Here is a 26,634-nt window from a genome sequence, read left to right as displayed (position 1 = left end):
ATGAAATTTCTTCTGATTTATTTTTTAGTATTATTATCAAGTTGTGGTTCAATAAAAAACCAAACAGAAAATTTTGAATTTATTTCTTTTTACGGACAATTTTATTTGCAAGACAAAAATGCTAATATTAACGCTCAGAAGTATAATTTTTCTGATAAAGACGGTGAAAAGAGATTAGTAGAATATGGAGATGAACTAGTCATTTTTACACAAACTTATGGAAACGTAAAAGGAAGTTATAAAGTCTTAGATAGTGAACCTTATATTTCAGACTTTAAAAAATATGACCATGTTGTTGAAGGAAGCATTAGCATTAAAAATAACGAATTAGATATTTTTGCTTGGGGAGAAAAAACACCAAACAAAAAGATTAGATTAAATAATGGAAATTATAGAGTGAGGATTTTATGTTCTAATTTCAATTCAGTAAAAGAAAGAGATTTACAATATGATACTGATAATGATTTTTATGAAATCTTAATTTGGAGAAGTCATGAAAAAGGGATTAAAGTTCTAAAAATGTATTCAAACAAATAAAATATAATATGAAAAAACTTTTTACTTTATTGGCTTTAGGAACTTTAACGTTCTGTAATGCTCAATCTTACAAAAAACCTTTGGTTTCTGCCATTACAGAAAAAGATTTAAGAACTGATATGTACCAAATGGCGGCAGACCAATTTTGGGGAAGAGAAGCAGGAACTTTAGACGAACTGAAAGTTTCGATGTGGTTTGCAGATAAAATGAAAGCTGCAGGAATGAAACCAGCAGGTGATAACGGAACTTTTTTCCAGTTTTTTGACATGTATCGTCATCAAGTTTCACCGCAGAGTTCTGTAAAAATTGGAGACAAAAACCTCAAAATCTGGAAAGATATTTTGGTGCAAGATGTTACTGACAATAATTTCAGTGCTCCAATTTTATATTTAGGAAAAATAGAACCTCAAGATTTGGCTTCAAAAAACATTGCAGGAAAAGTAGTTGCTCTTAAAGCTTCAGACCTCAACGTTTCTAAAGAAATGACGCTTTTTGAGAGAAGATATCCTGGTTTCATCAGAACTAAATATTATAAAACCATTTCTCAATTAGGTGCAAAAGGAATTATCTTCATCACAGATGATATTTCAGATAAAAGTTGGGTAGAAGTTCTGCCACAAATGACCAGAGGAACTTACGGTGTGGAAGGATTGAGAGAAAAAGTAGATGTAGGAATTCCTGTTTTTTGGATTAAACAAGAAAACGAAAATTGGGTAAAAAACAATCCTGAAATTTCTCTAAATATTCAGACTGAAACGTATAAATATCCGTCAGTAAATATCATCGGAAAAATAGAAGGAACAGACGCTCAATTGAAAAAAGAATATGTTCTTTTGAGCGGACATCAGGATCACGACGGAATTCGTCATCCTGTAAAAAATGATACGATTTACAATGGTGCAGATGATAATGCAAGTACTTGCGTAGCAATGTTGGCAATGGCAAGAGCTTATAGCAAACAGCCATCTAAACGCAGTATTTTATTCGTGATTCACGGTGCTGAAGAAAGAGGATTGCTAGGTTCTCGTTGGCATGCTGCACATCCAGTTGTCCCAAAAGAAAGCATTGTTGCTGTGCTAAACGGTGATATGATTGGTAGAAATGATAATAATGAAGCGGCGCTTCTTGGTGGTGAATCTCCACATAAAAATTCTGAAGAATTGGTAAAAATGGCTCTTGATGCAAATAACGAAAGTACTAAATTCAAATTTCTAAAAGCTTGGGATTTGCCAGAACATCCAGAATATTTCTACTTTAGAAGCGACCATCTTCCTTATGCAAAAGCGGGAATTCCTGCACTATTTTTCACCAGCGTTCTGCACCATCAATACCACACTCCACAAGATGAATCAGAAAATATTAATTTCAAAAAATTATATAAAATGACGGAATGGATGTACAGAACTTCTTGGAAAGTAGCCAACGAACCAGAAAGACCAAAATTAATTCCAGATTTTAAACTAGAAAGATAAAATTAAAGAGCAGAAATTTCTGCTCTTTTTTTATCTCATTTCTTCAATTGTTTTTCTTGTTTCAGCTACATCATGAACTCTCAAAATTTTTGCACCTTTTTCTAAAACTTTTCGGTGTAGTATTTGGGTTTCTTCTCCAATTTCAAGCGGTTTTTTATTCAGAGGTTTATAAATGAAAGATTTTCTGGAAATCCCTATCAAAAGTGGAAATCTTCCAAAACCTAAATGCTCTAATTCTTCAATCATTTTATACTGATCTTCCACCGTTTTTCCAAAACCAAAACCCGGGTCTAAAATAATATCATGAATTCCCAATTTTTGCAATTGATTTATTTTTTCTGAAAAATAATAATTCACACTCATGGTAATATCATCGTAATGAATTTTTTCGTGCATGGTAGAATACGAAGTATTACTGTGCATTAAAATATACGGCAGTCCAGTTTCGGCAACTGTTGGCAATAAATTTTCATCAAAATAGCCTCCCGAAATATCATTCACCACATCCATTCCTTCATTATAACCAAATTTTACCACTTCCGCATAAAAAGTATCAATAGAAATCAAAGCCTCTGAAAATTCTTTTTTCATTAAAGAAATCATTTTTCCAATTCTCAAAATTTCTTCTTTTGCCGAAAGAAATTCAGCATTCGGACGAGTAGATTGCGCTCCAATATCTATAAAATCAGCTCCATCTTTAAGTAATTTTTCAGCATGAAGAAGTGCTGATTTTTCATTGTTAAACTTTCCACCATCCGAAAAAGAATCTGGAGTAAGATTAAGAATTCCCATAATTTTGGGAGTGTTTAAATCAACTAATCTACCATTACAATTGATAGAAAAGTTAGTATGTTGAATGCTTGATGCAGGAAGTTTCATTTTGCAAATTTATAGAATTTCTTGGTCTAAATTTATTCAAATACGTTTGAAACCACTATTTTTGTTGAATGCAAAAAACCATTTCCATTGTAGTCGCAATTTTCAATAGAAAAGACGAATTATTCGAGCTTTTGAACTCTCTTATTGCTCAAACCGATAAAGATTTTGAAGTCATCATTGTAGATGATGGTTCGTTCGTAGATTTATTGCCTACTGTGGAAACTTTTAAGGAAATGTTGAACATTCAATATTTCAAAAAAGCGAATTCTGGACCTGGTTTATCCAGAAATTACGGAGCAAATCGCGCCAAAAATGATTGGTTGGTTTTCGTAGATTCAGACGTCATTGTAGAAAAAGATTACATAGAAAATATCAAAAAAAATCTTGAGAAAACAGATTGCGCCGCTTTTGGTGGTGCAGATAAAGCGCACAAAGGCTTCAATCTTTTACAAAAAGCCATCTCCTACTCCATGACTTCGGTTTTCACAACTGGTGGAATTAGAGGCAACAAAAAAGCAGTGACCAGATTTCAGCCAAGAAGCTTTAATATGGGCGTAAATAAAGAAATTTTCCTAAAAATTGGAGGTTTCTCTGAAATGCGAATCGGCGAAGATCCAGATTTATCGATGACGATTTGGGAAAACGGTTACCAAACTGCTTTTTTTGACGATATTGGCGTTTATCACAAACGCAGAACAGATTTAGGAAAATTCTCAAAACAAGTGTATCAATTTGGTTGTGCAAGACCAATTCTAAACCAGAGACATCCTGATTATGTAAAACCAACTTTCTGGTTTCCTACTTTGTTTTTATTAGGTTATGTTGCAGGAATTTTAGAATATTTCCTATTACAAAAAGGTTTTGTTTTGGCTTGTTACGGTTTTTATACTTTGGTGATTTTTCTTCATGCTTTGTATTTGACTAAAAATATTGCGATTGCTGCACAAGCAATCATTACCACTTACATTCAAATGTTTTCTTACGGTTACGGATTTTTAGAATCTTGGGTTAAGCTCAATGTATTGAATATAAAGCCAGAAGATGCTTTCCCGAAACATTTTCATCAAAAATGATTTTTGACACTTCTTCGGATTCTAAAATTTTTATCCCTACCTTTGATTCCCTTTTTAAAAAAATTAAAGTATGGATATTATCTCTTATATCAAAAAAGTTCCGAAAGCAGAATTGCATTTGCATATTGAAGGAACTTTTGAACCTGAATTGATGTTTGAAATCGCTCAAAGAAATCAGGTTAAAATTCCCTACAACAGTGTGGAAGAAGTAAAAAAAGCGTATCAATTTAACTGTCTTCAAGATTTTCTAGACATTTATTATGCAGGAGCAAGTGTTTTGCTCTACGAACAAGATTTCTATGATTTGACCATGGCTTATTTCAAGCATTGTGCAGAAGAAAACGTAGTACACACCGAAATTATGTTTGATCCTCAAACCCATACCAAAAGAGGGGTTTCTTTTGAAACGGTAATTTCTGGAATTAAGAGAGCTCAAGATGATGCAGAGAAAAATTTCGGGATTACTTCTTATTTGATAATGAGCTATTTAAGACATTTATCAGAAGAAGATGCTTTCGAAACTTTAGAGCAATCATTGCCTTATAAACATTTGATTAAAGCAGTAGGTTTAGATTCTTCGGAGAAAGGAAATCCACCTTCTAAATTCCAAAAAGTTTTTGCCGCATCAGTGAAAGAAGGTTATAAAATTGTAGCTCACGCTGGTGAAGAAGGTCCCGCTGAATATGTTTGGGAAGCGCTAGATTTATTAAAAATCGACAGAATAGACCACGGAAATAATAGTTTAACTGATGAAAAATTGGTTAATTATTTAGTGGAAAACAAAATGGCTTTAACGGTTTGTCCACTTTCTAACACTGCTCTTCGAGTGGTAGATGATTTGAAACAGCATCCGATTAAAAAAATGCTTGATTTAGGAATAAAAGCAACCGTAAATTCTGATGATCCGGCTTATTTTGGCGGCTATATTACTAAAAATTATACCGAAATTATTGAAGCCCTCGATTTATCTTTAGAAGATGTAAAAACATTGGTGAGCAATTCATTTGAGTATTCATTCTTAGACGAAGAAACTAAAAAGAAATACTTGCAATTGGTTCATGAGAATTAAGAAAAATATTAAATAAAATCTGATATAAAAATTCCAGCGAAGCCTTTCGTTGGATTTTTTTTCTAGTAAATGATAAAGTTTTTGATAAATTTGCAATATGAGTTGGTTCAAAGAATGGTTTAACACACCTTATTATCATATTCTCTACAAAGACAGAGATTTTGTAGAAGCAGAAAATTTCATTAGAAATCTTACCCAAGATTTACAAATTTCTAAAGATTCCAAAATCATTGATTTAGCTTGTGGCAAAGGCAGACATTCTGTTTTTTTGCAACAATTAGGCTATGAAGTTTTAGGAGTAGATTTATCCGAGGAAAGCATAGAACACAATAAACAGTTTGAAACTTCGGCTGATGAAAGTCCAAAATTGGCGTTTAAAGTTCACGACATGAGAAATGAACTTTATCCCAATGTTTCTTCTGAAAAAGTAAATGCAGTTTTCAATTTATTCACCAGTTTTGGGTATTTTGATGATGATGAAGATGACAGAAAAGTATTTTCTTCGGTGAAAAATGTTTTACAGAACGATGGAATTTTCGTTTTGGATTTTCTCAATGAAAAATTTGTAAAAAATACTTTGGTTGATGAAACTACTGTTACCAAAGACGGAATAGATTTTCTCATCAAAAAAAGAACAGAAGAAAACCATGTCATCAAAGATATTTTCTTTGAAGATAAAGGAGAGTCCTTTCATTATTTCGAAAAAGTAAAACTTCATACTTTAGAAGAAATAAAAAACATCGCCGAAAGTTTCGGTTTTGAAGCGGTAAAAATCTGGGGAAATTATCAGTTAGAAGATTTTGAAAGAGAAACTTCACCGAGATGTATTTTCCAGTTCAGAGTTAAAAATTAAAATTTATAAAAGCTGAAAGCGTTTTGCTGAAAGCCAAAAAGCAAAGAAAATGATTATTATTCTATTGATTTTAAGCGTTATCATTGGTGTTTTTCTGGGAAAATATTTCGGAAAGAGCCAATCATTTGCTAAAAATTTATTGATTCTAAGTGCTGGTTTTTTGATTACGGTTTGCGTAAGCGAAGTTTTTCCAGAAGTCTATGAAGCAGATGACCATAATATTGGAATTTGGATTATTGGTGGCGTTTTGCTGCAAATGATTTTAGAAAGTCTTACCAAAGGTTTTGAACATGGGCATTTTCATCATCACCACGAAGAAAAAAACATTTTGCCTATTGCTTTGATGGCAGGAATGTTTGTTCATGCGTTTTTAGAAGGAATTCCTCTTGCCAATATTACAGATGTAACTTCTCCTTATTTATTGGGAATTGTGTTCCATAATTTACCAATTTCATTTATTCTCGGAACATTTTTATTGAGAGAAAAAAACAATATTTTTTCTTGGTTTATCATTGCCTTATTTGCATTAGCATCACCATTAGGAATGGTTTTTGGTGATTATTTTAATCCAAATTGGCAACCTTATTTCTTGGCATTAGTTGGCGGAATTTTCTTACATATCTCATCAGTAATTATTTTCGAAAGCAATAAAAATCACAAAATGGATTGGCAAAAACTCTTTTTAGTGATTGCTGGAGTTGGACTAGCGTTAGTGAATCATTTGTTTCACGCTCATCATTAAAAAATTTGATTTCAAATAAAAACAAAAACTCCCGAAATTTCGGGAGTTTTTATATGTTTTAAGAGGAAAGATTTTTAGAATTTCCAGCCTAATGTAAGCGTTACATTGTTCTTAACATCTTCTAATTTAGAAGTAAAAGTATTAGGATTATTCGTAAAGAATTCTACATCTCCGTTATTCGCTAAACTGTAATAATTACCATCTCCGTAAACATTGGTAGAATTGGTGGTAATCTTATTATAAGCTGCATCAATATAGAATGATTTAAAATCAAATCCGAATCCTACCCCTAAAGTTTCTCTTTTTCCAATAAAATTATTTTTACCATATATATTCTCGAATGGTGAATTAGAAATTCCGTAACCACCTCTTAATCTGAAGTTGTTATAACGGTATTCACCTCCTACTCTAAGTTCTGATAAGTTTTTGTAATATGAATTAAAAAAATCATTCAGTTGATGTTCAGCAGACTCTTCACCATTTGGTAAAGGTCCGGGATCTTTGTATTTCGGCTTGGTTAAACCTAATGAATAGTCTACATTTAGTGCGAAATTCTTATTCATTACTAAAGCTCCACTCAAAGTCGCTTTCATAGGAGAAGTGAATTTTCTGTCTTCATCATAATAATCAAAGAAATACCCTAAATTATCTTCGTTTACTTCGCTGTAAGTTCTGTATTGAGTCCACCAAGTTGGCGATTCAATAGATGCTCCTAATCGTATATTATTATTAATTTTTCCAATAATACCCGCAGAAACCGAGAATCCATTAGAATCTTCAGTATAAGGCGTTCCTTGTTTATTTAAAACGTAGCTGTTATTATTGTCTACATCTAGTGAGAGTCTAGAAGAATCATATTGCTCAATCGTAGCTCCTTTGAAATTAAGGGAACCTCCCACATAGAATTTATTATCATAATTCCCACCAAAAGCGATGTTCATGTTGGTAAGATTTCCCGTTCTGTCATAAGCATGACCTAGAGAAGTAAAAGTTCCTGTAACAGGATTTCCATTGGTATCTACCAAATTGCTATCTTGAAATTTATAGCTAGAATTGGCTGGCGTTTCTATGTATTCTTCTAAATTTTGATTGGTATAATTCACTCCAAAATTTATAAATTTCCAAGGTGTGTTTCCACTTGTTGCAAAAACGGCAACTCCACCTAATTGACCTAAGTCTGCATTGTTTAATTTATATGAGTTTGCAGCATTAGAAAAAGAAGATGTGGTTTTAGAATTATTAATCGCTAAAGTTCCACTGATATTTCCTGTGATGAAAACTCCCACACTTGCAGGATTGGTATTGATTGCAGAAAGATCTCCTCCTAAAGCTCCCATAGAACCTGCCATTGCATTAAATTTAGCAGAGCCAGTTAATGGATTGGCAGAATAAACATCTACAGAATTTCTGATAATCGAAACATCTTGCGCTTGAAGATAAAATGCAGATGCAATACTTAATATTGTTAAAGATTTTTTAAACATTTTTTCAAAAAATTATAGTTTATTATTTCTTATCTAAAACCTCCTGATCTGAAACCTCCTCCAGAACTTGAGCTTCCGCTAGAGCTAGAGCTACCACCTGATCTGAAACCACCGCCAGAATTAGAACTTCCTCCCCAGTCATTTCTTCTAGGCTCTTGTCTAGGAGCTTCGTATTGTCTTGGTTCTTGTCTTGGAGCACTTCTAAATCTTGAAGGATTAGAATTTTGTGGTGGCTGAGTCATATTTGGATTAGTATTTCTAGGTGGTGTAGTTCTAAATCCAGAGTTATTAGAATTATTGGTATTCATTCTATTGTTAAAACTTCTGTTATTAGAATTTTGGAAACCATTTCCTCTGGTAATGGCATCAGCTCCACTTCTCTTATAATTATTTCTTGGATAATAATAACCTCCATAATAGTAAGGATTATATCCATAGTAACCTCCATAATAAGGAGAATAATATCCATACCAAGGATTATAATAACCGTAACCTCCATAACCAAAGAAAGGATCCCAACCCCAGTTATTCCAACCAAAACCCATTCCCCAATTATTCCAGCCCCAGTTATTCCAACCAAAACCAATTCCTATATTCCAACCATTTCCCCAACCGTAATAAGGCGAATAATATCCGTAAGGATTCCAACCCCAAGTATTATAATTATTATAATAGATGTTTTGTTCTGTTCCTGCGTAAGTTCCCCAGTCAGATTCTGTTCCGTTCCAAGTTTGATATTTGTTTTTTTGAGCCGCTTGGTTTTGTTGATTTTGCTCTATAATACTAGCAGAATCAGACTCATAAGCATATACTTCATCCACTTGATTAGGTTCTGGCATTACAATACCTTCTGGTATCACATCTTTATTAGGGTCATAATACACCCCATCAGTTTCTGTGTAACCTCCCATTTGAGAGCCACATGAAACCAAAAGCAAACCAGCTGCAACCCCTAGAACACCTTTTGTTCTAAGAATTTCTGATAAGTTTTTATAAGTAGAATTTTTCATGATAGATGTAATTAAGTTTATTTATCTTTGCAAAATATTAATACCAAAATTATACCAATATACTCGGTATTTATATTTTTCATCAAAAATACAATATAACATTAGATATTCTCAAAATTAAAAAGTTAAATTTTAATAAAAAATGGCAAAATTAACAACAAGGAGTGAAGATTATAGCAAATGGTATAACGAACTTGTAGTAAAAGCAGACCTTGCGGAAAACTCAGGTGTAAGAGGAAGCATGGTGATTAAACCCTACGGTTATGCAATTTGGGAAAAAATTCAAGCAGAACTAGACAAAAAATTCAAAGAAACTGGTCACCAAAACGCTTACTTCCCGCTCTTTGTCCCGAAAAGCTTATTCGAAGCTGAAGAAAAAAATGCAGAAGGATTTGCCAAAGAATGTGCTGTAGTAACTCACTACAGACTAAAAACTGACCCAAACAATCCGCATAAATTAATCGTAGACCCAGAAGCAAAATTAGAAGAAGAACTGATTGTTCGTCCTACTTCTGAAGCAATTATTTGGAACACCTATAAATCTTGGATTCAATCATATAGAGATTTACCAATTCTTATCAATCAATGGGCAAATGTTGTTCGTTGGGAAATGAGAACCAGACTTTTCCTAAGAACTTCTGAGTTTCTTTGGCAAGAAGGTCACACTGCACACGCAACTAAAGATGAAGCCATCGAGGAGACTGAAAAAATGCTAGAAGTCTATGCTGATGTAGTAGAAAATTTCATGGCGATTCCTGTAATCAAAGGTTTTAAAACACCAACTGAAAGATTTGCAGGTGCAGATGAAACCTATTGTATCGAAGCGATGATGCAAGACGGAAAAGCGCTTCAAGCTGGGACATCTCACTTCTTAGGACAAAATTTCGCTAAAGCTTTTGATGTAAAATTCACCAATAGAGAAGGAAAACAAGAATTTGCTTGGGCTACTTCTTGGGGCGTTTCTACCAGATTAATGGGTGCCTTGATTATGACACATTCAGATGATTTTGGTTTGGTACTTCCTCCAAAATTGGCTCCAATTCAGGTAGTAATTGTTCCTATTTTCAAAGGAGAAGAGCAACTAGCTGAAATTTCTGTGGTAGCTAATGACATTTTTGACAAATTAAAAGCAAAAGGAATTTCTGTAAAATATGACGATAGAACGGAATACAAACCAGGTTGGAAATTTGCAGAATATGAATTAAAAGGAGTTCCATTAAGAATTGCAATGGGCGCTAGAGATTTAGAAAATAAAACGGTAGAAATTGCAAGAAGAGATAACCTAACCAAAGAAGTTCGTTCGTTAGAAAATATCGAAGATTACATCGAAGAACTATTGGTTACCGTTCAAAATGACATCTACAAAAAAGCAGAAACGTATAGAAACGAACATATTACCAAAGTAGATTCTTACGAAGAATTCAAAAAAGTGTTAGAAGAAAAAGGAGGTTTCATTGCTGCACATTGGGACGGAACTTCTGAAGAAGAAGAGCAAATCAAAGAAGAGACCAAAGCTACCATCAGATGTATTCCTCTAGATGCAGAAGAAGAGCAAGGAATTTCTTTGATTACAGGAAAACCTTCTAACAAAAGAGTTCTTTTTGCAAAGGCTTATTAAGATTTCAAGGAGAAGATTAATTTCTCATCATATTTTTTAAGAATTAACGAAGTAAAGGAAAAAATTTTTAACTTTAACTTCGTTAATTTTTTATACCAACACCATGTCACTCATTGACCTTATAAAACCTCAATTAAATCAAGAATTAATTTCCGAAGCTGCCATTCAGTTAGGAGAAAGCGAATCAAATGTTTCAAAAGCTTTAGGAAGTCTTTTTCCAGCGGTTTTAGGAGTTTTTGCCCAACATTCTAAACAAGATGATGTGATTAACGCACTTCTTGAAGCTTCATCTCTCGATTTCTCTGAAAATTTACTCGAAAAAGCAGGAAATAGTCCAGAAATAGAGAATATTATTTCTAAAATTTTAGGAGAAAAAAGTGAACACATCCTTTCTCATGTCTCTGAGTATGCTAACATCAATAAATCTTCGGCTGAAAACCTTTTAAAAGTTGCAACTGCTGCCACACTCCAAGGAATAAAAAAATGCGCACATGAAAACGGATTAGATGACCAAGGAATTCTTTCAAAATTAGCCGAAAACAGATACTTAATCCCCGCTTTATTACCTGCAGGAATGTCTTTAGAACAATTAGGTTTAGAAAATTTACTTGAAAAAAATACAGAAACTCTGGTTGAAACTTCTGCTCCAATTACTCATAAAACCAAAGAAGAAGTTAAAATCTTACATCAAGAAAACTCAGAAAAAAGTTCCTTCTGGAGATGGCTTCTTCCCTTACTCGTTCTTGGTATTGTTGCATGGTTTTTGTGGAACCAATTAGCTCAAAAAGAAGTTCTTAAAACTAAAACCGCAACAGAAAACGTTACTATAATTCCAGAACCTATTCCAGCTGATTCTTTATCAGATGCTCAGAAAAAAATTGATTTCAAAGGAAATTCTCTACAAGTGGTTTCTGATGGTTTAGAAGATAGAATGATTACATTTTTAAAAGCAGAAAATTATAAAAATGCTAAAGATGACGATGCGTTAAAATCTACTTGGTATGAATTTGACCAAGTGAACTTTGCATCTGGAAAATCAGACCAATTAACATCTGGAAAAGAACAAATTGCTAATCTTATTAAAATTTTAAAAGCGTATCCCGAAGTAAAAATTAAAATCGGTGCTTACACAGACAAATCTGGAACAGAAACTGAAAATTTAGCCCTTTCTCAAGCAAGAGCAGATTTTATAAAAAATGAATTGACTAAAGCTGGCTTAGAAAAACAAATTGTAAATGCAGAAGGTTACGGAAGTAAATTTGCAACTTTACCTGCTACTGCAACTGATGAAGAAAGAGGCATCGACAGAAAAATAGCATTAAGATTTGCCAAATAATTATTAAAATTATTCCCTCAATAATAGACGCTTAGAAAATTTTCTAAGCGTTTTTTTTCATATTTATTTTCAGAATAAGAAATATTTAACTAATTTTGTTAGAATAATCTAACATTTATGAAAAAACCCTGGAGAAGAAATAATGACCAAAACTCCTTATCAGAATCTTTTGCTTCTATTCACATTCCTACTGATGGCAGTTTCTGGAAGAAACTTTTTGCATTTGCCGGTCCTGGTTTAATGGTAGCTGTAGGTTATATGGACCCAGGAAATTGGGCAACTGATATTGCAGGAGGTTCACAATTTGGTTATACTTTATTATCCGTAATTCTTTTATCCAATATTTTTGCAATTATCCTTCAACATTTATCTTTAAAACTGGGAATTGCAGCCGAAAGAGACTTAGCACAAGCTTGCAGAGACCATTTTTCGCCAACGGTAAATTTTATTTTATGGGTTTTATGCGAAATTGCCATTATTGCTTGTGATTTAGCAGAAGTTATCGGTTCCGCAATTGCTTTGAATTTACTTTTCGGAATTCCGCTTCCTGTTGGGATTTTAATTACAGGAATTGATGTTTTGCTTATTTTGATGCTTCAATCCAAAGGTTATAGATGGCTCGAAAGTTTTGTTGCAGGACTTATTTTCGTCATTTTTGCTTGCTTCTTATACGAAATCTTAGTAAGTCAACCAGAAATAATGCCTATTTTAAGCAACCTACTTCCGAAGAAAGATATTATTTTTAATCCTTCAATGTTGTATATCGCAATTGGAATTTTAGGCGCGACAGTTATGCCTCATAATTTATATTTACATAGCAGTTTAGTACAAACCAGAGCTTATCCTAGAACTTCTGAAGGAAAAAAAATGGCGATAAAATTCGCAACCATAGACAGTACTGTTTCGTTGCTTTTCGCCTTTTTTATCAATGCAGCCATTTTAATTGTTTCGGCGGCCACTTTCCATTATTCTGGTTACAAAGATGTAGCAGATATTCATGATGCATACAAATTACTTTCTCCTATTTTGGGAACCAGTTTAGCCAGTATTTTATTTGCAGTAGCCTTATTAGCTTCCGGACAAAACTCTACACTTACAGGAACTTTAGCAGGACAAATCGTGATGGAAGGATTCCTAAATCTTAAATTAAAACCTTGGCTCAGAAGATTAATTACCAGACTTTTAGCAATCGTTCCAGCGTTTATTATTGCCATTATTTATGGTGAAAAAGGAACTACTGATTTATTGGTTTTAAGTCAAGTCATTTTATCAATGCAACTCAGCTTTGCGGTAATTCCTTTAGTCATGTTTACAAGTGATAAACTAAAAATGGGAGAATTTGTGAATAAACCAGCTTTGAAAACTCTTGCTTGGATTATTTCCATCATCATCGTGGTTCTAAATCTTTACTTATTGTATCAAACATTCACAGGAAAATAATTTATAATTTTTAGAAGCCGAGAAGCTACTTTCCGCTTTTACTCCTCCTCCATTTCTACTCCTAAAACTTACTGCGTGGCAACCGCTTCAATAAGGGCTAAAAAAGAACTCTAATTAAAAACTTATTTAAAATTGAAATTTTTCTGCCAATTTTTCCTAAACTACTCTTTGGCAAAATCTTTGAAATATTGCAGTAGAAAATTCTAATGAAATGAGCGAAAACAAAGAACTACACGAAGAAAATTTAAATAAAGAAGGTCAAGAAAATCTACAAAACGAACAAAACACTACAGAAAGTGTGACAGAACAACCTACTGCAGAAGAACTTTTGGCAGAAGAAAAAGACCGTTACATTCGTTTGTATGCAGAGTTTGAAAATTATAAAAGAAGAACCTTGAAAGAAAAAATGGAGTTTGCACAATATGCAAATACCGAAATGATGATTGCTATGCTTTCTATCTTAGATGATTTTGAAAGAGCCATCAAAGAAATTGCAAAAAGCGGCAACGAATCAGACTTGAAAGGTGTAGAATTGATTTATCAAAAATTCAAAAATACATTATCAGACAAAGGTTTAAAAACAGTTGAAGTAAATGCTGGTGATGAATTTAACGTAGATTTCCATGAAGCGATTACCTCTATTCCTGCTCCTTCTGAGGAACTAAAAGGAAAAATTGTAGATGTAGTAGAAACTGGTTATCAGTTGCATGATAGAGTAATTAGATTTGCAAAAGTAGTTACAGGAAACTAAAAATAGTCAAATTTGCTTCGCTAGTGAATTTCAGTGAGTCAATTTAAAAAATTCACCAACTCATAGCGTAGCGAATTCACAAGAAATAATTCACCTTATAAGATGTCAAAAAGAGATTATTACGAAATATTAGGCGTATCAAAATCAGCCAGCGCAGACGAAATCAAAAAGGCTTACCGTAAATTGGCCATCAAATATCACCCAGACAAAAATCCGGGAGATAAATCTGCAGAAGAAAAATTTAAAGAAGCTGCAGAAGCTTATGAAGTATTAAGCGATGCCGATAAAAAAGCTCGTTATGACCAATTCGGTCATGCTGGAGTTGGCGGAGCTGCAGGTGGTGGTTACGGCGGCGGTTTCGGCGGTGGCGGAATGAACATGGAAGATATTTTCTCACAATTTGGAGATATTTTCGGTGGACATTTCAGTGGCGGCGGTTTTGGTGGTGGCGGAAGAAGCCATCAAATCAAAGGTTCTAACTTGAGAGTTAGAATTAGATTAAATCTCGACGAAATGGTGAATGGCACCACTAAAACCATAAAAGTAAAAAGAATGAAAGTAGCGGAAGGAGCTACTTCTAAAACGTGTACCACTTGTAACGGAAGCGGAGTTCAGATTAAAATAATGAACACCATGTTCGGACAAATGCAAACGCAAACCACTTGTGGAACGTGTAACGGTTTAGGTAAAATTGCAGATAAAATTCCTGCAGGAGCCAATTCTGAAGGACTTATCAAATCAGAAGAAGAAGTTTCTATCAAAATTCCAGCGGGAGCAAGAGACGGAATTCAATTAAACGTTCGTGGAAAAGGTAATGACGCTCCTTTTGGTGGAATTCCAGGAGATTTATTAGTAGTTATCGAAGAAGAACAAGATGCTACTATAAAACGTGAAGGTGATAATCTACACCAAGAACTCTATATTTCTTTTGCCGAAGCAGCTTTGGGAACTTCTAAAGAAATTAATACCGTCGGTGGAAAAGTTAAAATTAAAATTGATGCAGGAACGCAATCTGGCAAAATTTTAAGATTAGCAGGAAAAGGATTACCTAGCATAGATTCTTACGGAAAAGGCGATATGTTTGTACATGTAAACGTTTGGACTCCTCAAAAACTCACTCCAGAACAAAAAGAGTTCTTCGAAACGCAAATGAAAACCGGACAAATGCAAGCAGAACCTTCTGGAAAAGAAAAAATCATTTTTTGACAAAGTAAGAGACATGTTCTCTTAAAAATTTATGGATAAATACAAAAATCCAACTGAAATATCAGTTGGATTTTTTCATACTATTTTGGCAAAAAAATTGTTTAATAAAAAGTATGAAAAACCAAATTCTCAAAAATATATTCTTTTTCATTGGCTTTATTTCGCTTATGAGTTTTTCTTTTGTGAAAGATAAATTTATTCTTTGGCAAGAAAATAAAAAGTTGAAAATTCAAGATTTTAAAGCGGAAAACAATGACACGATTAAAGTAAACCGAAAGCAATTTTTAGGAGCAATAAGTGCCATTAGAATAGAATATTCATCACTTCAAAGAAATAAAAATTCGGTACCTGAATTTTCTATTAAAACGTATTTTGACCCTAATGAATCTTGGATGCTTCTCAAAAATGATTATGTTTTACAACACGAGCAAATTCATTTTGACCTCACCGAATTATATGCTCGAAAAATGAGAAAATCCGTAGAAAGTCTCAGACAAAAAAACGTAACCAATATTTCTATTTACCGAAAGAAAATTCAGCAGTGGAATGTAATGAAAGAAAAAGCTTCCAACCAATTTGACGCAGATAATCAAGATTATTACATTAAAATTGGGCAAAAAATTCTCTTCCAAAAAAATCCAAAACAAGAAGCTTGGAAAAAAAAAGTAGACCGAGAATTATTTCAATACAGTCTATTTAAAAATGCTGATTAATCAAAAATAGTGCTTAATTTTTTCTAAATTTGAGCCACACGAAATTATATCTCAACATGAAAAAATTAGCGTTACTCTTCGGACTGTTCTTTTCTTTATTTCTAATGGCTCAAAAAAAATACGTAGTTGTTATTCACGGTGGTGCAGGAACCATCATCCGAGAAAAAATGTCTCCCGAGTTAGAAGAAGAATATTTAGAAAAACTCACCGAAGCGCTTCAAAAAGCTTATGCAGAAATTAAAAACGGTAAAACTTCCGTGGAAGCGGTAGAAGCAGCCATCGTAGTGATGGAAGATTCTCCGTTGTTTAACGCTGGAAAAGGAGCGGTTTTTACACATGATGGAAAGAATGAACTCGATGCCGCCATTATGAATGGAAAAGATAAAAAAGCAGGTTCCATCGCAGGAGTTCACACCATCAAAAATCCTATAAAAGCAGCGATTGCGGTAATGGAAAAATCAGAACACGTGATGCTTTCTGGTAACGGTGCGGAACAATTTGCTAAATTGCAAGGGTTAGAAATCGTAAATCCTAAATATTTCTGGACAGAAAACCGTTGGAAATCCCTTCAAAAAGCAAAAGAATTAGAAAAATTAAAAAATCCAAAAGCAGAAAATTCAAAACCTGACTATTTCATCGTTGACCAGAAATTTGGAACCGTAGGTTGTGTAGCTCTTGACCAATTTGGGAATTTGGCAGCAGGAACTTCTACTGGCGGAATGACCAACAAAAAATATGGAAGAATTGGCGATGCACCGATTATTGGTGCAGGAACTTATGCTGATGAAAATGTAGGAATTTCTGCAACAGGATGGGGCGAATTTTTCATTCGTTCTACTGCAGCAAGAACCATCGCAGCAAAAATTCAATATTTGAATAAAGATGTGAAAACCGCAGCTCAAGAAACCATAGACGAAATCGAAAAAATGGGCGGTGATGGTGGTTTAATTGCGCTAGACAAAAACGGAAATATCGCTATGCCATTTAATACTTCTGGAATGTACAGAGGTGCCATTACAGAAGATGGAGAAATAGAAGTGGAGATTTATAAATAAGTTGGATGTTAGATGTTGGATGTTGAAAATAGAAGATTTAAATTTTAACTATTTTTCATTAAAGTAATTTAATTTTTTTAAAAATTTAAAAAAGTGAGTTCCGTAGGAACGAAACGTTTGTAGTAAAATTCAGACAAAACAAATAAAGTTCCGTAGGAACGACAGAGCATATAAAACAAATAATTGTATTATTAGTATTGCTTTTAAATCTTCTTTTATCTCGTAACAATTCCGTAATTTCGCAACTAATTCTTTAGAATTTAAACTATAATGCTACAAGCAAATCACGTTACCAAAACATATAGTGCTGGAAAAAAAATTGCATTGCAAGATTTCAGCATTCACGTTCCAAAAGCTACTGTTTATGGACTTCTTGGTCCAAATGGAGCCGGAAAAACCACTTTCATCAGAATTATCAACCAAATTACACAAGCAGATTCTGGCGAAGTTTTCATCAATGGAGAAAAACTTAATCCTCATCATATTAAAGACATCGGTTACATGCCGGAAGAAAGAGGATTGTACAAAAACATGACTGTTGGCGACCAAATTCTCTATTTCGGAGCGCTCAAAGGAATGAAAAAGCAAGATGCACTATCTCAAGCGAAATATTGGTTTGACCGTTTAGAAATTGACCAATGGTGGAACAAAAAACTCTCTGAACTTTCTAAAGGAATGGCGCAGAAAATTCAGTTTGTGGTAACTGTATTGCATCAACCAAAACTATTGATACTCGATGAGCCTTTTTCTGGATTTGACCCGGTGAATGCAAATTTAGTAAAAGACCAAATTCTTCAATTGAAAGAACAAGGAACCACCATCATTCTCTCTACTCACCGCATGGAAAGTGTAGAAGAACTTTGTGATAGTGTGGCTCTCATCAATAAATCCAGAAAAATTCTTGACGGAAAAGTCTTTGAAGTAAGAGAAAAATTCAAGCAAAATCTATTCAACGTAGTTTTGTCTGATGTAATTGCTGAAAATTTAGAAAAGCTGAAAAATCAGTATCAACTGGTCAATATTCATGACCAACATGGTTTAATTTCATTTGACTTAAACTACAATGAAGACCAAAATCTTCTGCTCAATGATTTAATGAAAGCTGGAAAAATCAGAAGTTTTGACGAAAAAATTCCGAGCATGAATGAAGTTTTTATTACAGCAGTAAGCGCTCCGCAATCAGCAATCAGCAGTTTATAATTATTAATTTTTCACAAAAAATATAAGGCAGAATGCATATTGCAGAAAGCCGAAAGCAACAAAATGAAAAATATCTTCATCATAACCAAAAGAGAATTTTTAACACAGGTTAAAAAGAAATCTTTTATCATTCTCACGCTTTTAGCACCAATTCTATTGATAGGATTCGGTGCTTTAATTGCTTTTATGCTCAAGGCGAATGAAACCGAATATACTTTTAATGTCATCGATAAAAGTGGCGTCTTTCAACAAAACATGAAAACGCCAAAAGATGTGAAGTTTATTTATCTGCCAGAATCTACAGAACAAGCTTTAACGAATACACTTCCAGAAATGGTAGACAATGTAGATGGACTGCTTATTATTCCCAAATTGCAAGACCAAAATTTTGAAAATTTACAAAAACAAACCCAACTTCTGGTCAATAAAAATATTGGTTTTGATGTGAAGCAAAACATCGCCTTTTCCATGTCTGAAGTGATTAAGAAAGAAAAAATCAAAAATCTAGGACTTACAGAAGCTCAAATCGAAAATATTGATAAAAACTTCGAAATCAACACCAAAAATGTGGTGGACAATAACAAACAAGATAGCACACTTGCTTTTGGGGTAAAATCTGGTTTGAGTATGGGATTAATGTACGTGACATTTATGTTCATCATCATCTACGGAGTTCGTGTAATGCGCAGTGTTTTAGAGGAAAAAAACAACAGAGTGGTAGAAATCATCATCTCTTCTGTAAAACCTTTTGAACTCATGATGGGCAAAATTCTGGGTGTTACATTGGTCGCTTTAACCCAATTTGCGATTTGGATTACCATGACCATTTTGGGCGCTATTTTCTTTAACCAAGGTTTTTCTAAAATTTCTGGAAATCTTCCTCAGCAAGAAGAAATTCCGTTGGATAAATTAGATATTCAAAGCGTTTTCGCAGAAATTTCACATTCTCTTTTGGACATGAATTTCGGAATTATCATTTTTGTGTTTATCATTTTCTTTTTATTGGGCTACATTTTTTACAGTTCTATGTATGCAGCGATAGGTTCTGCTGTAGACAATGAAACCGAAACCCAACAATTTACCATGATTGGTATTTTACCATTGATGCTGGGAATGTACGGAAGTTTTGGGATAATCAATAATCCAGAAGGACCGATGGCTTTTTGGTTATCTATTATTCCGCTTACTTCACCAGTAGCGATGATTGCGAGAATTCCTTTTGGCGTTCCTGTTTGGCAAATTGCACTTTCTATTTTCTTATTGGTGATTTCTACGCTAGGAATGGTGTATTTGGCAGCCAAAATTTACAGAGTAGGAATTCTAATGTACGGCAACAAAGCGACTTTTAAAGAACTTTGGAAATGGATTAGAACAAGCTAAACTCAGTGATGAGTTATGAATTATAAATTATAAAATCGTTGCAGTGATGTGACGATTTTTTACTTTTCAATTTTATTATTGATTATTTTAGTAATTTAGTTGAATTACTTTAACTATTAAAACTATTGTTAATTAGAACACTCGAAAATGATAATTCAATAAAACTTTTACTTAGCTTAAATTTATGAGCTAATATTATTGTCAAATGAAAACTCACGAAAAAAAATTTGAAGAAATTTATAACTTGCTGAAAGAAAAACTTTGCGAAAGAGTAATTTTTTCTCAAGGACATGAAACAAAATTTTTGGAGTTGAAAGATTCAAATTTTTGGTTGTCCATGAATAAAGATGAATTAACTGTTGGTTTTGGACTAAACCACAGCCATTTTAGTGAAGATTACAACAATTTGGAAAATGGAATAATTAGAGTATTTGACTTATTGACTAATCAAATTAAAACGACATTACATATAAAAGGAGATTATATTTATAAAGAAATTACAGAAATTATTTATTCAAATGGAGAAACTGTTAATATTGGTAAATCTAGTATTTTGTTTTATCCCTTCTGGAAAAAAAAGAAAATCATCACCAAATATTCAGATGTAATAATAGAGAAAAATAAAATAGAACTTGAATTCAACAAGATTTAATTTTAATCACATTACATCAAAATCAATAACAAAAAATTAAAAATTAGTATTTCTTTTTTCACTTTAACATTTACAATTAATTTTAATTCATAAAATTTTAATATATGCAAATCTTCTCCACCATTTTAGTCGCATTAGTAGCCCTAGAACATCTTTACATTTTATATATGGAGATGTTTGCTTGGGAAACTTTGGCAAGAAAACTTTCAAAGGTTCTCTGCCAAATGAACTCTTTAAACCTACCAAAAAATTAGCCGCCAATCAAGGTTTGTATAATGGTTTTTTGGCAGCAGGTTTAATTTGGAGCTTTTTTATAGAAAATCCAGAATGGCAAAAGAATATTCAACTTTTCTTTTTGGGTTGTGTAATCATAGCAGGAATTTATGGTGCACTTTCTGCTTCTAGAAAAATATTTTTTGTACAAGCATTACCAGCGATTTTGGCTTTAGCTTTTGTACTTATAAGTAGCAAAATTTGATTTTATTAATTATTGATTTTTTTACGCAATTTTTTATTAAAAATAAAATCACTATCTTTGCCGCTTAATTATTATAGACGATCTTTAAATGAATTTATTTACGGAATCCAATTTAAGTCCTGATTTATTGAAGGCAATTGGCGAACTCGGCTACGAACAGCCGACAGAAATCCAGAAACAGACTATTCCTTTTATCCTTTCGGATACTCGCGATCTCATCGCACTTGCGGCAACAGGAACAGGCAAAACAGCAGCATTTTCGCTTCCGATTCTGGATATGATAGACGACGCAAGTCGTAAAATCCAGTTATTAGTGCTTTGCCCTACTCGTGAACTTTGCCTTCAGATTACCAAAGACATTAAAAACTATACAAAGTACCTTCCTAACCTAAAAACTACCGCAGTTTATGGAGGAAGCAGTATTACAGACCAAATTCGTTCACTTCGTGAGAAACCACAGATTATTGTAGGAACTCCAGGACGTGTAATTGATTTAATTGGTAGAAAAGCTTTAGATTTTTCAGAAATCCATTGGCTCGTTTTAGACGAAGCTGATGAAATGCTTTCTATGGGTTTCAAAGATGATTTGGAAACTATTTTAAACGAAACTCCTTCTGAAAAACAAACGTTACTTTTCTCTGCTACAATGAGCAAAGAAGTAGAACGTATTACCAAAAATTATTTGACCAATCCACACAGAATTTCTGTAGGTTCTATTAACGAAGTTAAGAAAAACATTAAGCACGAATATTATGTGGTAGGTTACAGACAGAAAAAAGAAGCTCTAAAAAGATTATTGGATGCCAATCCTAATCAGTATTCTATTATTTTCTGTAGAACAAGAATGGAAACTCAGGAAGTTGCAGATTTCTTGATGCAAAATGCTTATGCAGCAGATGCACTTCATGGTGATTTATCTCAAGCACAAAGAGATACGGTAATGAAAAAATTCCGTTTGAAAAACATCGATATTTTAGTTGCAACAGACGTAGCAGCTAGAGGTTTAGATGTAAATTCTCTTACGCACGTAATTCACTACTCGCTTCCGGATGACCCAGAAGTTTTCGTACACAGAAGCGGTAGAACTGGTAGAGCTGGTAAAGATGGTATTTCTATGTCTTTAATTAAACCTGAAGAATCTAGAAAACTAAAACAAATCAAACTTTCTACAAAAATTGAAATTGTAGAGAAGAAAATTCCAACGGGTGAAGAAATCATCAAAGCTCAAGTAGAAGGTGTTTTCGAAAAACTGTTTACAGAACACGAAGAGCTTTTCACTTTTGACGACAGCCTTATCCCAGATTTATCTGCATTCTCTAAAGAAGAATTGGTTCATAAATTGTTACAATTACAATTAAGAGACTTAGCGCTTTTCTACAAAGACAAACAAGACTTGGCAGACCAAAAATTATCTAATGACAGAGATGACAGAGGCAGCAGAAGAGATCGTGACCGTGATAGAGGAAGAGATAGAGGAAGAGACAGAGGAGATAGAAGCGAAAGACGTTCGGACAGAGACGGAGGAAGAGAAAGAGGTGGAAAACCAAAACGCAGAAACGAAAACATGACCAGATTTTTCTTTAACCTTGGTAAAAGAGACAATTTAAAGAAAATGGACATGCTAGAAATCATCAATAAAGCTACGGCTAAATCTAAGAAACGTGCAGACATAGGTGATATAGAAATTCTAGAAAAATTCTCATTCTTCGAAGTTGAAAAATCTTTTAAAGATGAAGTTCTAAAAGGTTTACAAACTCAGAAATTCAAAGGAAAAGATATGCGCGCCGAAGTGGCCAACTAATTTTTTCTGACTTAACATAAAAACGCTACTTTTTCGTAGCGTTTTTTTATTTTGTGTACATTTGTATAGAGATAAAATTTTTAAAGTTATGGTAAACATTTATTTTATATGTTAATTTAACATTACCGTAACATTAATTTTCTTTATTATGATTAGCTTCGCACCACTCAAAAAAAGCATTCTAATGATACGCAAATTTTGCATTATCTTCATTTTTACTTTTGCTATTTTCGCAAAATCTCAAACCAATAGTTCAGAACATCTTTCTGGTTTTGCTGTAGTTTCGCTCAATTACAAACATAACCCAAAATGGAATGCTTATTTAGAATTACAAGAACGTTCGATAGAAGATTTTAGCAAACCTGATTATTACGAAATCAAAGGTGGAATAGGTTATAATCTTAATAAAAGCAACCAATTTTTCGTGGGATTAGGAAGATACGCAACCTACAAAGAAAGCAAAATTGCCAATGAAGAATTCAGAATTTGGTTACAACACACTTACTCCATTAATGTAGATAAATTAAAGATTGACAATAGAATACGTCTGGAAAAACGTTTCTTTCATAACGCAATTACAGACGTTAACACCAATGACGAAAGATACAGATTCAGAACTGCATTAACACTGCCTCTTAACAGTGATAAAATGGCTCCAAAAACCATTTTTGCGAATGCTTTTGACGAGCTTTTCATTGGTCCAAATGGAGATTTATTCAAGAGAAATAGAATTTTCGGAGGTGTAGGATATGTATTGAGCTCAAGCGTTTCTACCAATCTAGGCTATATGTGGCAAAGAGAACTTAATCCTAACCTTAGAAGCTTACATTTCTTGTATTTGGCCTTTAATTTTACCTTAGACAGAGCTAAACTCGGGCATCACGAACCTTATAACGTAGCAGATTAAGTTAATGTTAATAAAACTTAACAAAACTATAACCATCGCACCACATTTTTTTCAGAAATTTGCAACAAATTATAATTAAATATAAAACAATGGGAATTGGAAACATTTTCAGAGCATTTCAACCAAAAGACAAAATTTTCTTTGTATTGTTTGAACAAGTAGCAGAAAAATTGATAGACATGTCAAAAGAATTTCACGAAGGAATTACAGATTTTGACATCAATGATGATACTTTGTTAAAAAAAATGAGTGATTACGAGCATCAAATGGATGACCTTACTCACGAAATTTTTGTGCAATTAGGTGAAAACTTCATCACTCCTTTTGACAGAGAAGATATTAATTATCTTGCAGCTGGTTTAGATGACATCGCAGATTATTTATTTGCTTCAGCTAAATACATCTATTTATACAAGAGCCCAGAAGTAAAACAATATTCAGAGCTTTCTTTATTGATTTACAAATCTTGTGTAGAAATTCAAAACGCAATTAAAAACTTAAAAGAGTTTGCAAATCCTAAAGAAGTTAAAGAATCTTGCATCAAAATTAATTCTTACGAAAACATTGCAGATGATGTACTAAGCCAAGGAATTGTAGATGTTTTTGAAAGCAATGACCCTATCAAAATCATTAAAGTAAAATCAGTTTTAGAATATCTAGAAATCGTAACTGATAAAGCGGAAGACGTAGCCAATACCATTGAAAACATTGTTATTAAATACGCATAAATCTATTTTCATTAACCTTAAAAATTTATAGAGAATGGATTTTCCCTTACTATTAATCATCATTATTGCACTTGCATTAATTTTTGATTTTATCAACGGTTTCCACGATGCCGCGAATTCTATTGCAACCATAGTTTCTACTAAAGTACTTTCGCCGTTTCAGGCAGTATTATGGGCTGCACTTTGGAATTTTGTTGCTTTTTTCTTTGCAGCATACGTCATCGGAGAATTTAAAATCGGTAATACCATCGCCAAAACAGTAAATGAAAATTACATTACCTTAGAAGTGATTTTTTCAGGATTGATTGCGGCTATCGCTTGGAATTTATTAACCTGGTGGTTTGGTATTCCTTCATCATCATCACACACACTTATCGGTGGTTTCTTAGGTGCTGCTCTCATGCATGCTTTAGTTTTAGATTACAATGCTGTAGCTCTTGCTCACCCAGATTTTACCATTATTGAAAAATTAAAACTTGCTTTTTCGGAACTTTTTACACAGAATGTGGTTAAATATGAAAAGGTAATTCCTATCTTTTTATTCATCTTCTTAGCACCAATTATTGGGATGATTGTTTCGGTAATCATTACTTTAATTATTGTATATTTTTCTAAGAAATCTAATCCACACAAAGCTGATCAACAGTTTAAAAAATGGCAGTTGTTTTCTTCTGCACTTTTCAGTTTAGGTCACGGATTAAATGACGCTCAAAAAGTAATGGGAATCATAGGTGCTGCAGTTATTTACTACCACGTAAATATGATTGGTGGTACAGATGTATATGCCACTATGGAAAGTGCTGATCGTTTTAATCACTTCACCACAGATTACATTTGGGTACCATTCGTATCATTTTTAGCCATTGGTTTAGGAACAATGAGTGGTGGTTGGAAAATTGTAAAAACCATGGGTACTAGAATTACTAAAGTGACTCCATTAGAAGGTGTAAGTGCTGAAACAGCTGGTGCTATTACCTTATTCCTTACCGATCACCTTGGTATTCCTGTATCTACTACACACACTATTACAGGTTCTATTATTGGTGTAGGTCTTACCAAAAGAGTTTCTGCAGTAAGATGGGGAGTTACCATCAGTTTACTTTGGGCATGGATAATTACTATTCCTATCAGTGCAGTTATTGCAGCATTATGCTATCTTGGTGTAATCGCTTTATAAAAAATAATATTTTTTAAATAATATTGAAACTACTTGTCTTTACAAGTAGTTTTTCTTTTTTTTAAACCTTAAGAATTGTATTTTTGTAAAAATTAACATGTATGGAATTCATAGACAGATATCAAGAAATAGTTGCCAAAGCAATTGAAAAACACTCCTTCAAAAATAAGCCAACCGAACTTTACGAACCCATGAATTACATCATTTCTCATGGCGGAAAAAGATTAAGACCTATCATGGTTCTCATGGCTAATGAACTTTTTGGTGGAGACATAGAAAAAGCAATGAAACCAGCTCTTGCCATAGAGTTTTTCCATAATTTTACACTCATTCATGATGATATTATGGATGAAGCACCACTCAGAAGAGGAAAACCTACCATTCATACTTTGCACGGAATTAATATCGGCATTCTTTCTGGCGATGCATTACTGATAAAAGCTTACCAATTTTTTGAAGATTTAGAACCAGAACTTTTCAAAGAATGTATTAAAATTTTCTCTGAAACAGGTGCTGTTCTTTGTGAAGGTCAACAAATGGATGTGAACTTCGAAACCATGGAAAACGTAACCTATGATGATTACATAGAAATGATTACCAACAAAACAGGAGTTCTAAGTGCCGCTTCATTCCAAATTGGAGCACTCATTGCTGGTGCCAAAAAAGAAGATGCAGAACTTCTTTATAATTTCGGAAAACACATTGGTATTGCCTTCCAAATTATGGATGATTATTTAGATGTTTTTGGAAATGTAGAGCAATTCGGTAAAAAACACGCCGGAGATATTTATGAAAACAAAAAAACCGTGCTTTATCTCCTTGCGATGGAACATGCCAATGAAGCAGAGAAAAAAGAACTCGATTTCTGGTATTCTAAAAAAACTGAAAATGTAGACAAAATCTACAGCGTAGAGAAAATTTTTAGAAGAAATAAAGTAGACGAAAAAGTGCTTAGACTGATTCAAAAACACAACGAAATAGGTCACGATTTCTTAAAACAAATTGACGCACCAGAAGAAAAGAAAAAACCTTTCATTGAATTGGCCAATTATTTATTGAGAAGAAACTCTTAA

The 26,634-nt window shown here is 33.2% G+C and carries 23 protein-coding genes and 2 pseudogenes; 22 read left to right on the top strand and 3 right to left on the bottom strand.

Going from position 1 to position 26,634, the window contains the following annotated elements:
• Together KKQ79_RS01920 and KKQ79_RS01915 are read left to right on the top strand one after the other, a co-directional pair.
• Positions 1 to 537 (top strand): hypothetical protein, encoded by a 537-nt coding sequence (locus KKQ79_RS01920; RefSeq protein WP_213188729.1) that lies wholly within the window; start codon positions 1 to 3, stop codon positions 535 to 537.
• A gap of 8 nt (positions 538 to 545) precedes the next feature.
• The gene (locus KKQ79_RS01915) at positions 546 to 2,009 is read left to right on the top strand and encodes a M28 family metallopeptidase (protein ID WP_213188728.1); all 1,464 of its coding nucleotides are present in this window, start codon (positions 546 to 548) and stop codon (positions 2,007 to 2,009) included.
• 30 nt (positions 2,010 to 2,039) lie between these two features.
• On the opposite strand, the gene folP is transcribed toward KKQ79_RS01915, so the two are convergent.
• Positions 2,040 to 2,888, bottom strand: a complete 849-nt coding sequence (gene folP / locus KKQ79_RS01910; RefSeq protein WP_250131170.1) for a dihydropteroate synthase — start codon at positions 2,886 to 2,888, stop codon at positions 2,040 to 2,042.
• 68 nt (positions 2,889 to 2,956) lie between these two features.
• On the opposite strand from folP, the gene KKQ79_RS01905 reads away from it, so the two are divergent.
• The 4 genes from KKQ79_RS01905 (at position 2,957) to KKQ79_RS01890 (ending at position 6,625) form a co-directional block, all read left to right on the top strand.
• Complete coding sequence (locus KKQ79_RS01905) at positions 2,957 to 3,961, top strand: glycosyltransferase family 2 protein (RefSeq protein WP_213188727.1); 1,005 nt, start codon at positions 2,957 to 2,959, stop codon at positions 3,959 to 3,961.
• A gap of 70 nt (positions 3,962 to 4,031) precedes the next feature.
• Positions 4,032 to 5,030 (top strand): adenosine deaminase, encoded by a 999-nt coding sequence (locus KKQ79_RS01900; RefSeq protein ID WP_213188726.1) that lies wholly within the window; start codon positions 4,032 to 4,034, stop codon positions 5,028 to 5,030.
• Positions 5,031 to 5,127: 97 nt separating this feature from the next.
• Positions 5,128 to 5,883: a class I SAM-dependent DNA methyltransferase gene (locus KKQ79_RS01895; protein ID WP_213188725.1), complete on the top strand. Its 756-nt coding sequence runs from the start codon at positions 5,128 to 5,130 to the stop codon at positions 5,881 to 5,883.
• 49 nt (positions 5,884 to 5,932) lie between these two features.
• Complete coding sequence (locus KKQ79_RS01890; RefSeq protein ID WP_213188724.1) at positions 5,933 to 6,625, top strand: ZIP family metal transporter; 693 nt, start codon at positions 5,933 to 5,935, stop codon at positions 6,623 to 6,625.
• A 74-nt stretch (positions 6,626 to 6,699) separates the two neighbouring features.
• Here the strand turns inward: KKQ79_RS01890 and KKQ79_RS01885 are convergent, their stop codons facing one another.
• Positions 6,700 to 8,109, bottom strand: coding sequence for an OmpP1/FadL family transporter (locus KKQ79_RS01885; RefSeq protein WP_213188723.1), 1,410 nt, complete (start codon positions 8,107 to 8,109; stop codon positions 6,700 to 6,702).
• 29 nt (positions 8,110 to 8,138) lie between these two features.
• Positions 8,139 to 9,119 carry a hypothetical protein gene (locus tag KKQ79_RS01880; protein WP_213188722.1) on the bottom strand — a complete coding sequence of 327 codons (981 nt, stop codon included), beginning with the start codon at positions 9,117 to 9,119 and terminating at the stop codon, positions 8,139 to 8,141.
• 142 nt (positions 9,120 to 9,261) lie between these two features.
• Here KKQ79_RS01880 and proS point away from each other — a divergent pair, with 142 nt between their 5' ends.
• The 16 genes and pseudogenes from proS to KKQ79_RS01800 all read left to right on the top strand — a co-directional run bounded on the left by proS (position 9,262) and on the right by KKQ79_RS01800 (position 26,634).
• On the top strand, positions 9,262 to 10,737 hold the full coding sequence (gene proS, locus KKQ79_RS01875) for a proline--tRNA ligase (protein WP_213188721.1): 1,476 nt from the start codon (positions 9,262 to 9,264) through the stop codon (positions 10,735 to 10,737).
• A gap of 103 nt (positions 10,738 to 10,840) precedes the next feature.
• Complete coding sequence (locus KKQ79_RS01870) at positions 10,841 to 12,073, top strand: DUF937 domain-containing protein (RefSeq protein WP_213188720.1); 1,233 nt, start codon at positions 10,841 to 10,843, stop codon at positions 12,071 to 12,073.
• Positions 12,074 to 12,190: 117 nt separating this feature from the next.
• Positions 12,191 to 13,513 (top strand): Nramp family divalent metal transporter, encoded by a 1,323-nt coding sequence (locus KKQ79_RS01865; protein ID WP_213188719.1) that lies wholly within the window; start codon positions 12,191 to 12,193, stop codon positions 13,511 to 13,513.
• A 211-nt stretch (positions 13,514 to 13,724) separates the two neighbouring features.
• Positions 13,725 to 14,264 (top strand): nucleotide exchange factor GrpE, encoded by a 540-nt coding sequence (locus tag KKQ79_RS01860; RefSeq protein WP_213188718.1) that lies wholly within the window; start codon positions 13,725 to 13,727, stop codon positions 14,262 to 14,264.
• 102 nt (positions 14,265 to 14,366) lie between these two features.
• Positions 14,367 to 15,495: pseudogene (gene dnaJ, locus KKQ79_RS01855) on the top strand (molecular chaperone DnaJ).
• Positions 15,496 to 15,583: 88 nt separating this feature from the next.
• Entirely contained in the window at positions 15,584 to 16,183 is a 600-nt protein-coding gene (locus KKQ79_RS01850; protein ID WP_213188717.1) for a hypothetical protein, read from the top strand.
• A gap of 56 nt (positions 16,184 to 16,239) precedes the next feature.
• Positions 16,240 to 17,238 (top strand): isoaspartyl peptidase/L-asparaginase family protein, encoded by a 999-nt coding sequence (locus tag KKQ79_RS01845; RefSeq protein ID WP_213188716.1) that lies wholly within the window; start codon positions 16,240 to 16,242, stop codon positions 17,236 to 17,238.
• A gap of 270 nt (positions 17,239 to 17,508) precedes the next feature.
• Complete coding sequence (locus KKQ79_RS01840) at positions 17,509 to 18,438, top strand: ABC transporter ATP-binding protein (RefSeq protein WP_213188715.1); 930 nt, start codon at positions 17,509 to 17,511, stop codon at positions 18,436 to 18,438.
• 63 nt (positions 18,439 to 18,501) lie between these two features.
• Positions 18,502 to 19,818, top strand: coding sequence for an ABC transporter permease (locus KKQ79_RS01835; RefSeq protein ID WP_213188714.1), 1,317 nt, complete (start codon positions 18,502 to 18,504; stop codon positions 19,816 to 19,818).
• A gap of 205 nt (positions 19,819 to 20,023) precedes the next feature.
• Positions 20,024 to 20,470 carry a hypothetical protein gene (locus KKQ79_RS01830; protein WP_213188713.1) on the top strand — a complete coding sequence of 149 codons (447 nt, stop codon included), beginning with the start codon at positions 20,024 to 20,026 and terminating at the stop codon, positions 20,468 to 20,470.
• Between the two features lie 104 nt (positions 20,471 to 20,574).
• Positions 20,575 to 20,948, top strand: a pseudogene (locus KKQ79_RS01825) (DUF1304 domain-containing protein).
• An 88-nt stretch (positions 20,949 to 21,036) separates the two neighbouring features.
• Positions 21,037 to 22,749 (top strand): DEAD/DEAH box helicase, encoded by a 1,713-nt coding sequence (locus KKQ79_RS01820; protein WP_213188712.1) that lies wholly within the window; start codon positions 21,037 to 21,039, stop codon positions 22,747 to 22,749.
• A 184-nt stretch (positions 22,750 to 22,933) separates the two neighbouring features.
• Complete coding sequence (locus KKQ79_RS01815) at positions 22,934 to 23,656, top strand: DUF2490 domain-containing protein (protein WP_250131168.1); 723 nt, start codon at positions 22,934 to 22,936, stop codon at positions 23,654 to 23,656.
• An 89-nt stretch (positions 23,657 to 23,745) separates the two neighbouring features.
• Positions 23,746 to 24,384 carry a DUF47 domain-containing protein gene (locus KKQ79_RS01810; RefSeq protein WP_213188710.1) on the top strand — a complete coding sequence of 213 codons (639 nt, stop codon included), beginning with the start codon at positions 23,746 to 23,748 and terminating at the stop codon, positions 24,382 to 24,384.
• Between the two features lie 34 nt (positions 24,385 to 24,418).
• Positions 24,419 to 25,561, top strand: a complete 1,143-nt coding sequence (locus tag KKQ79_RS01805; RefSeq protein WP_213188709.1) for an inorganic phosphate transporter — start codon at positions 24,419 to 24,421, stop codon at positions 25,559 to 25,561.
• 101 nt (positions 25,562 to 25,662) lie between these two features.
• Positions 25,663 to 26,634, top strand: a complete 972-nt coding sequence (locus KKQ79_RS01800) for a polyprenyl synthetase family protein (RefSeq protein ID WP_213188708.1) — start codon at positions 25,663 to 25,665, stop codon at positions 26,632 to 26,634.

Source organism: Cloacibacterium caeni (genome assembly GCF_907163125.1).
Classification (GTDB): Bacteria; Bacteroidota; Bacteroidia; order Flavobacteriales; family Weeksellaceae; genus Cloacibacterium; species Cloacibacterium caeni_B.
This window is presented reverse-complemented; position numbering and strand designations above follow the sequence as displayed.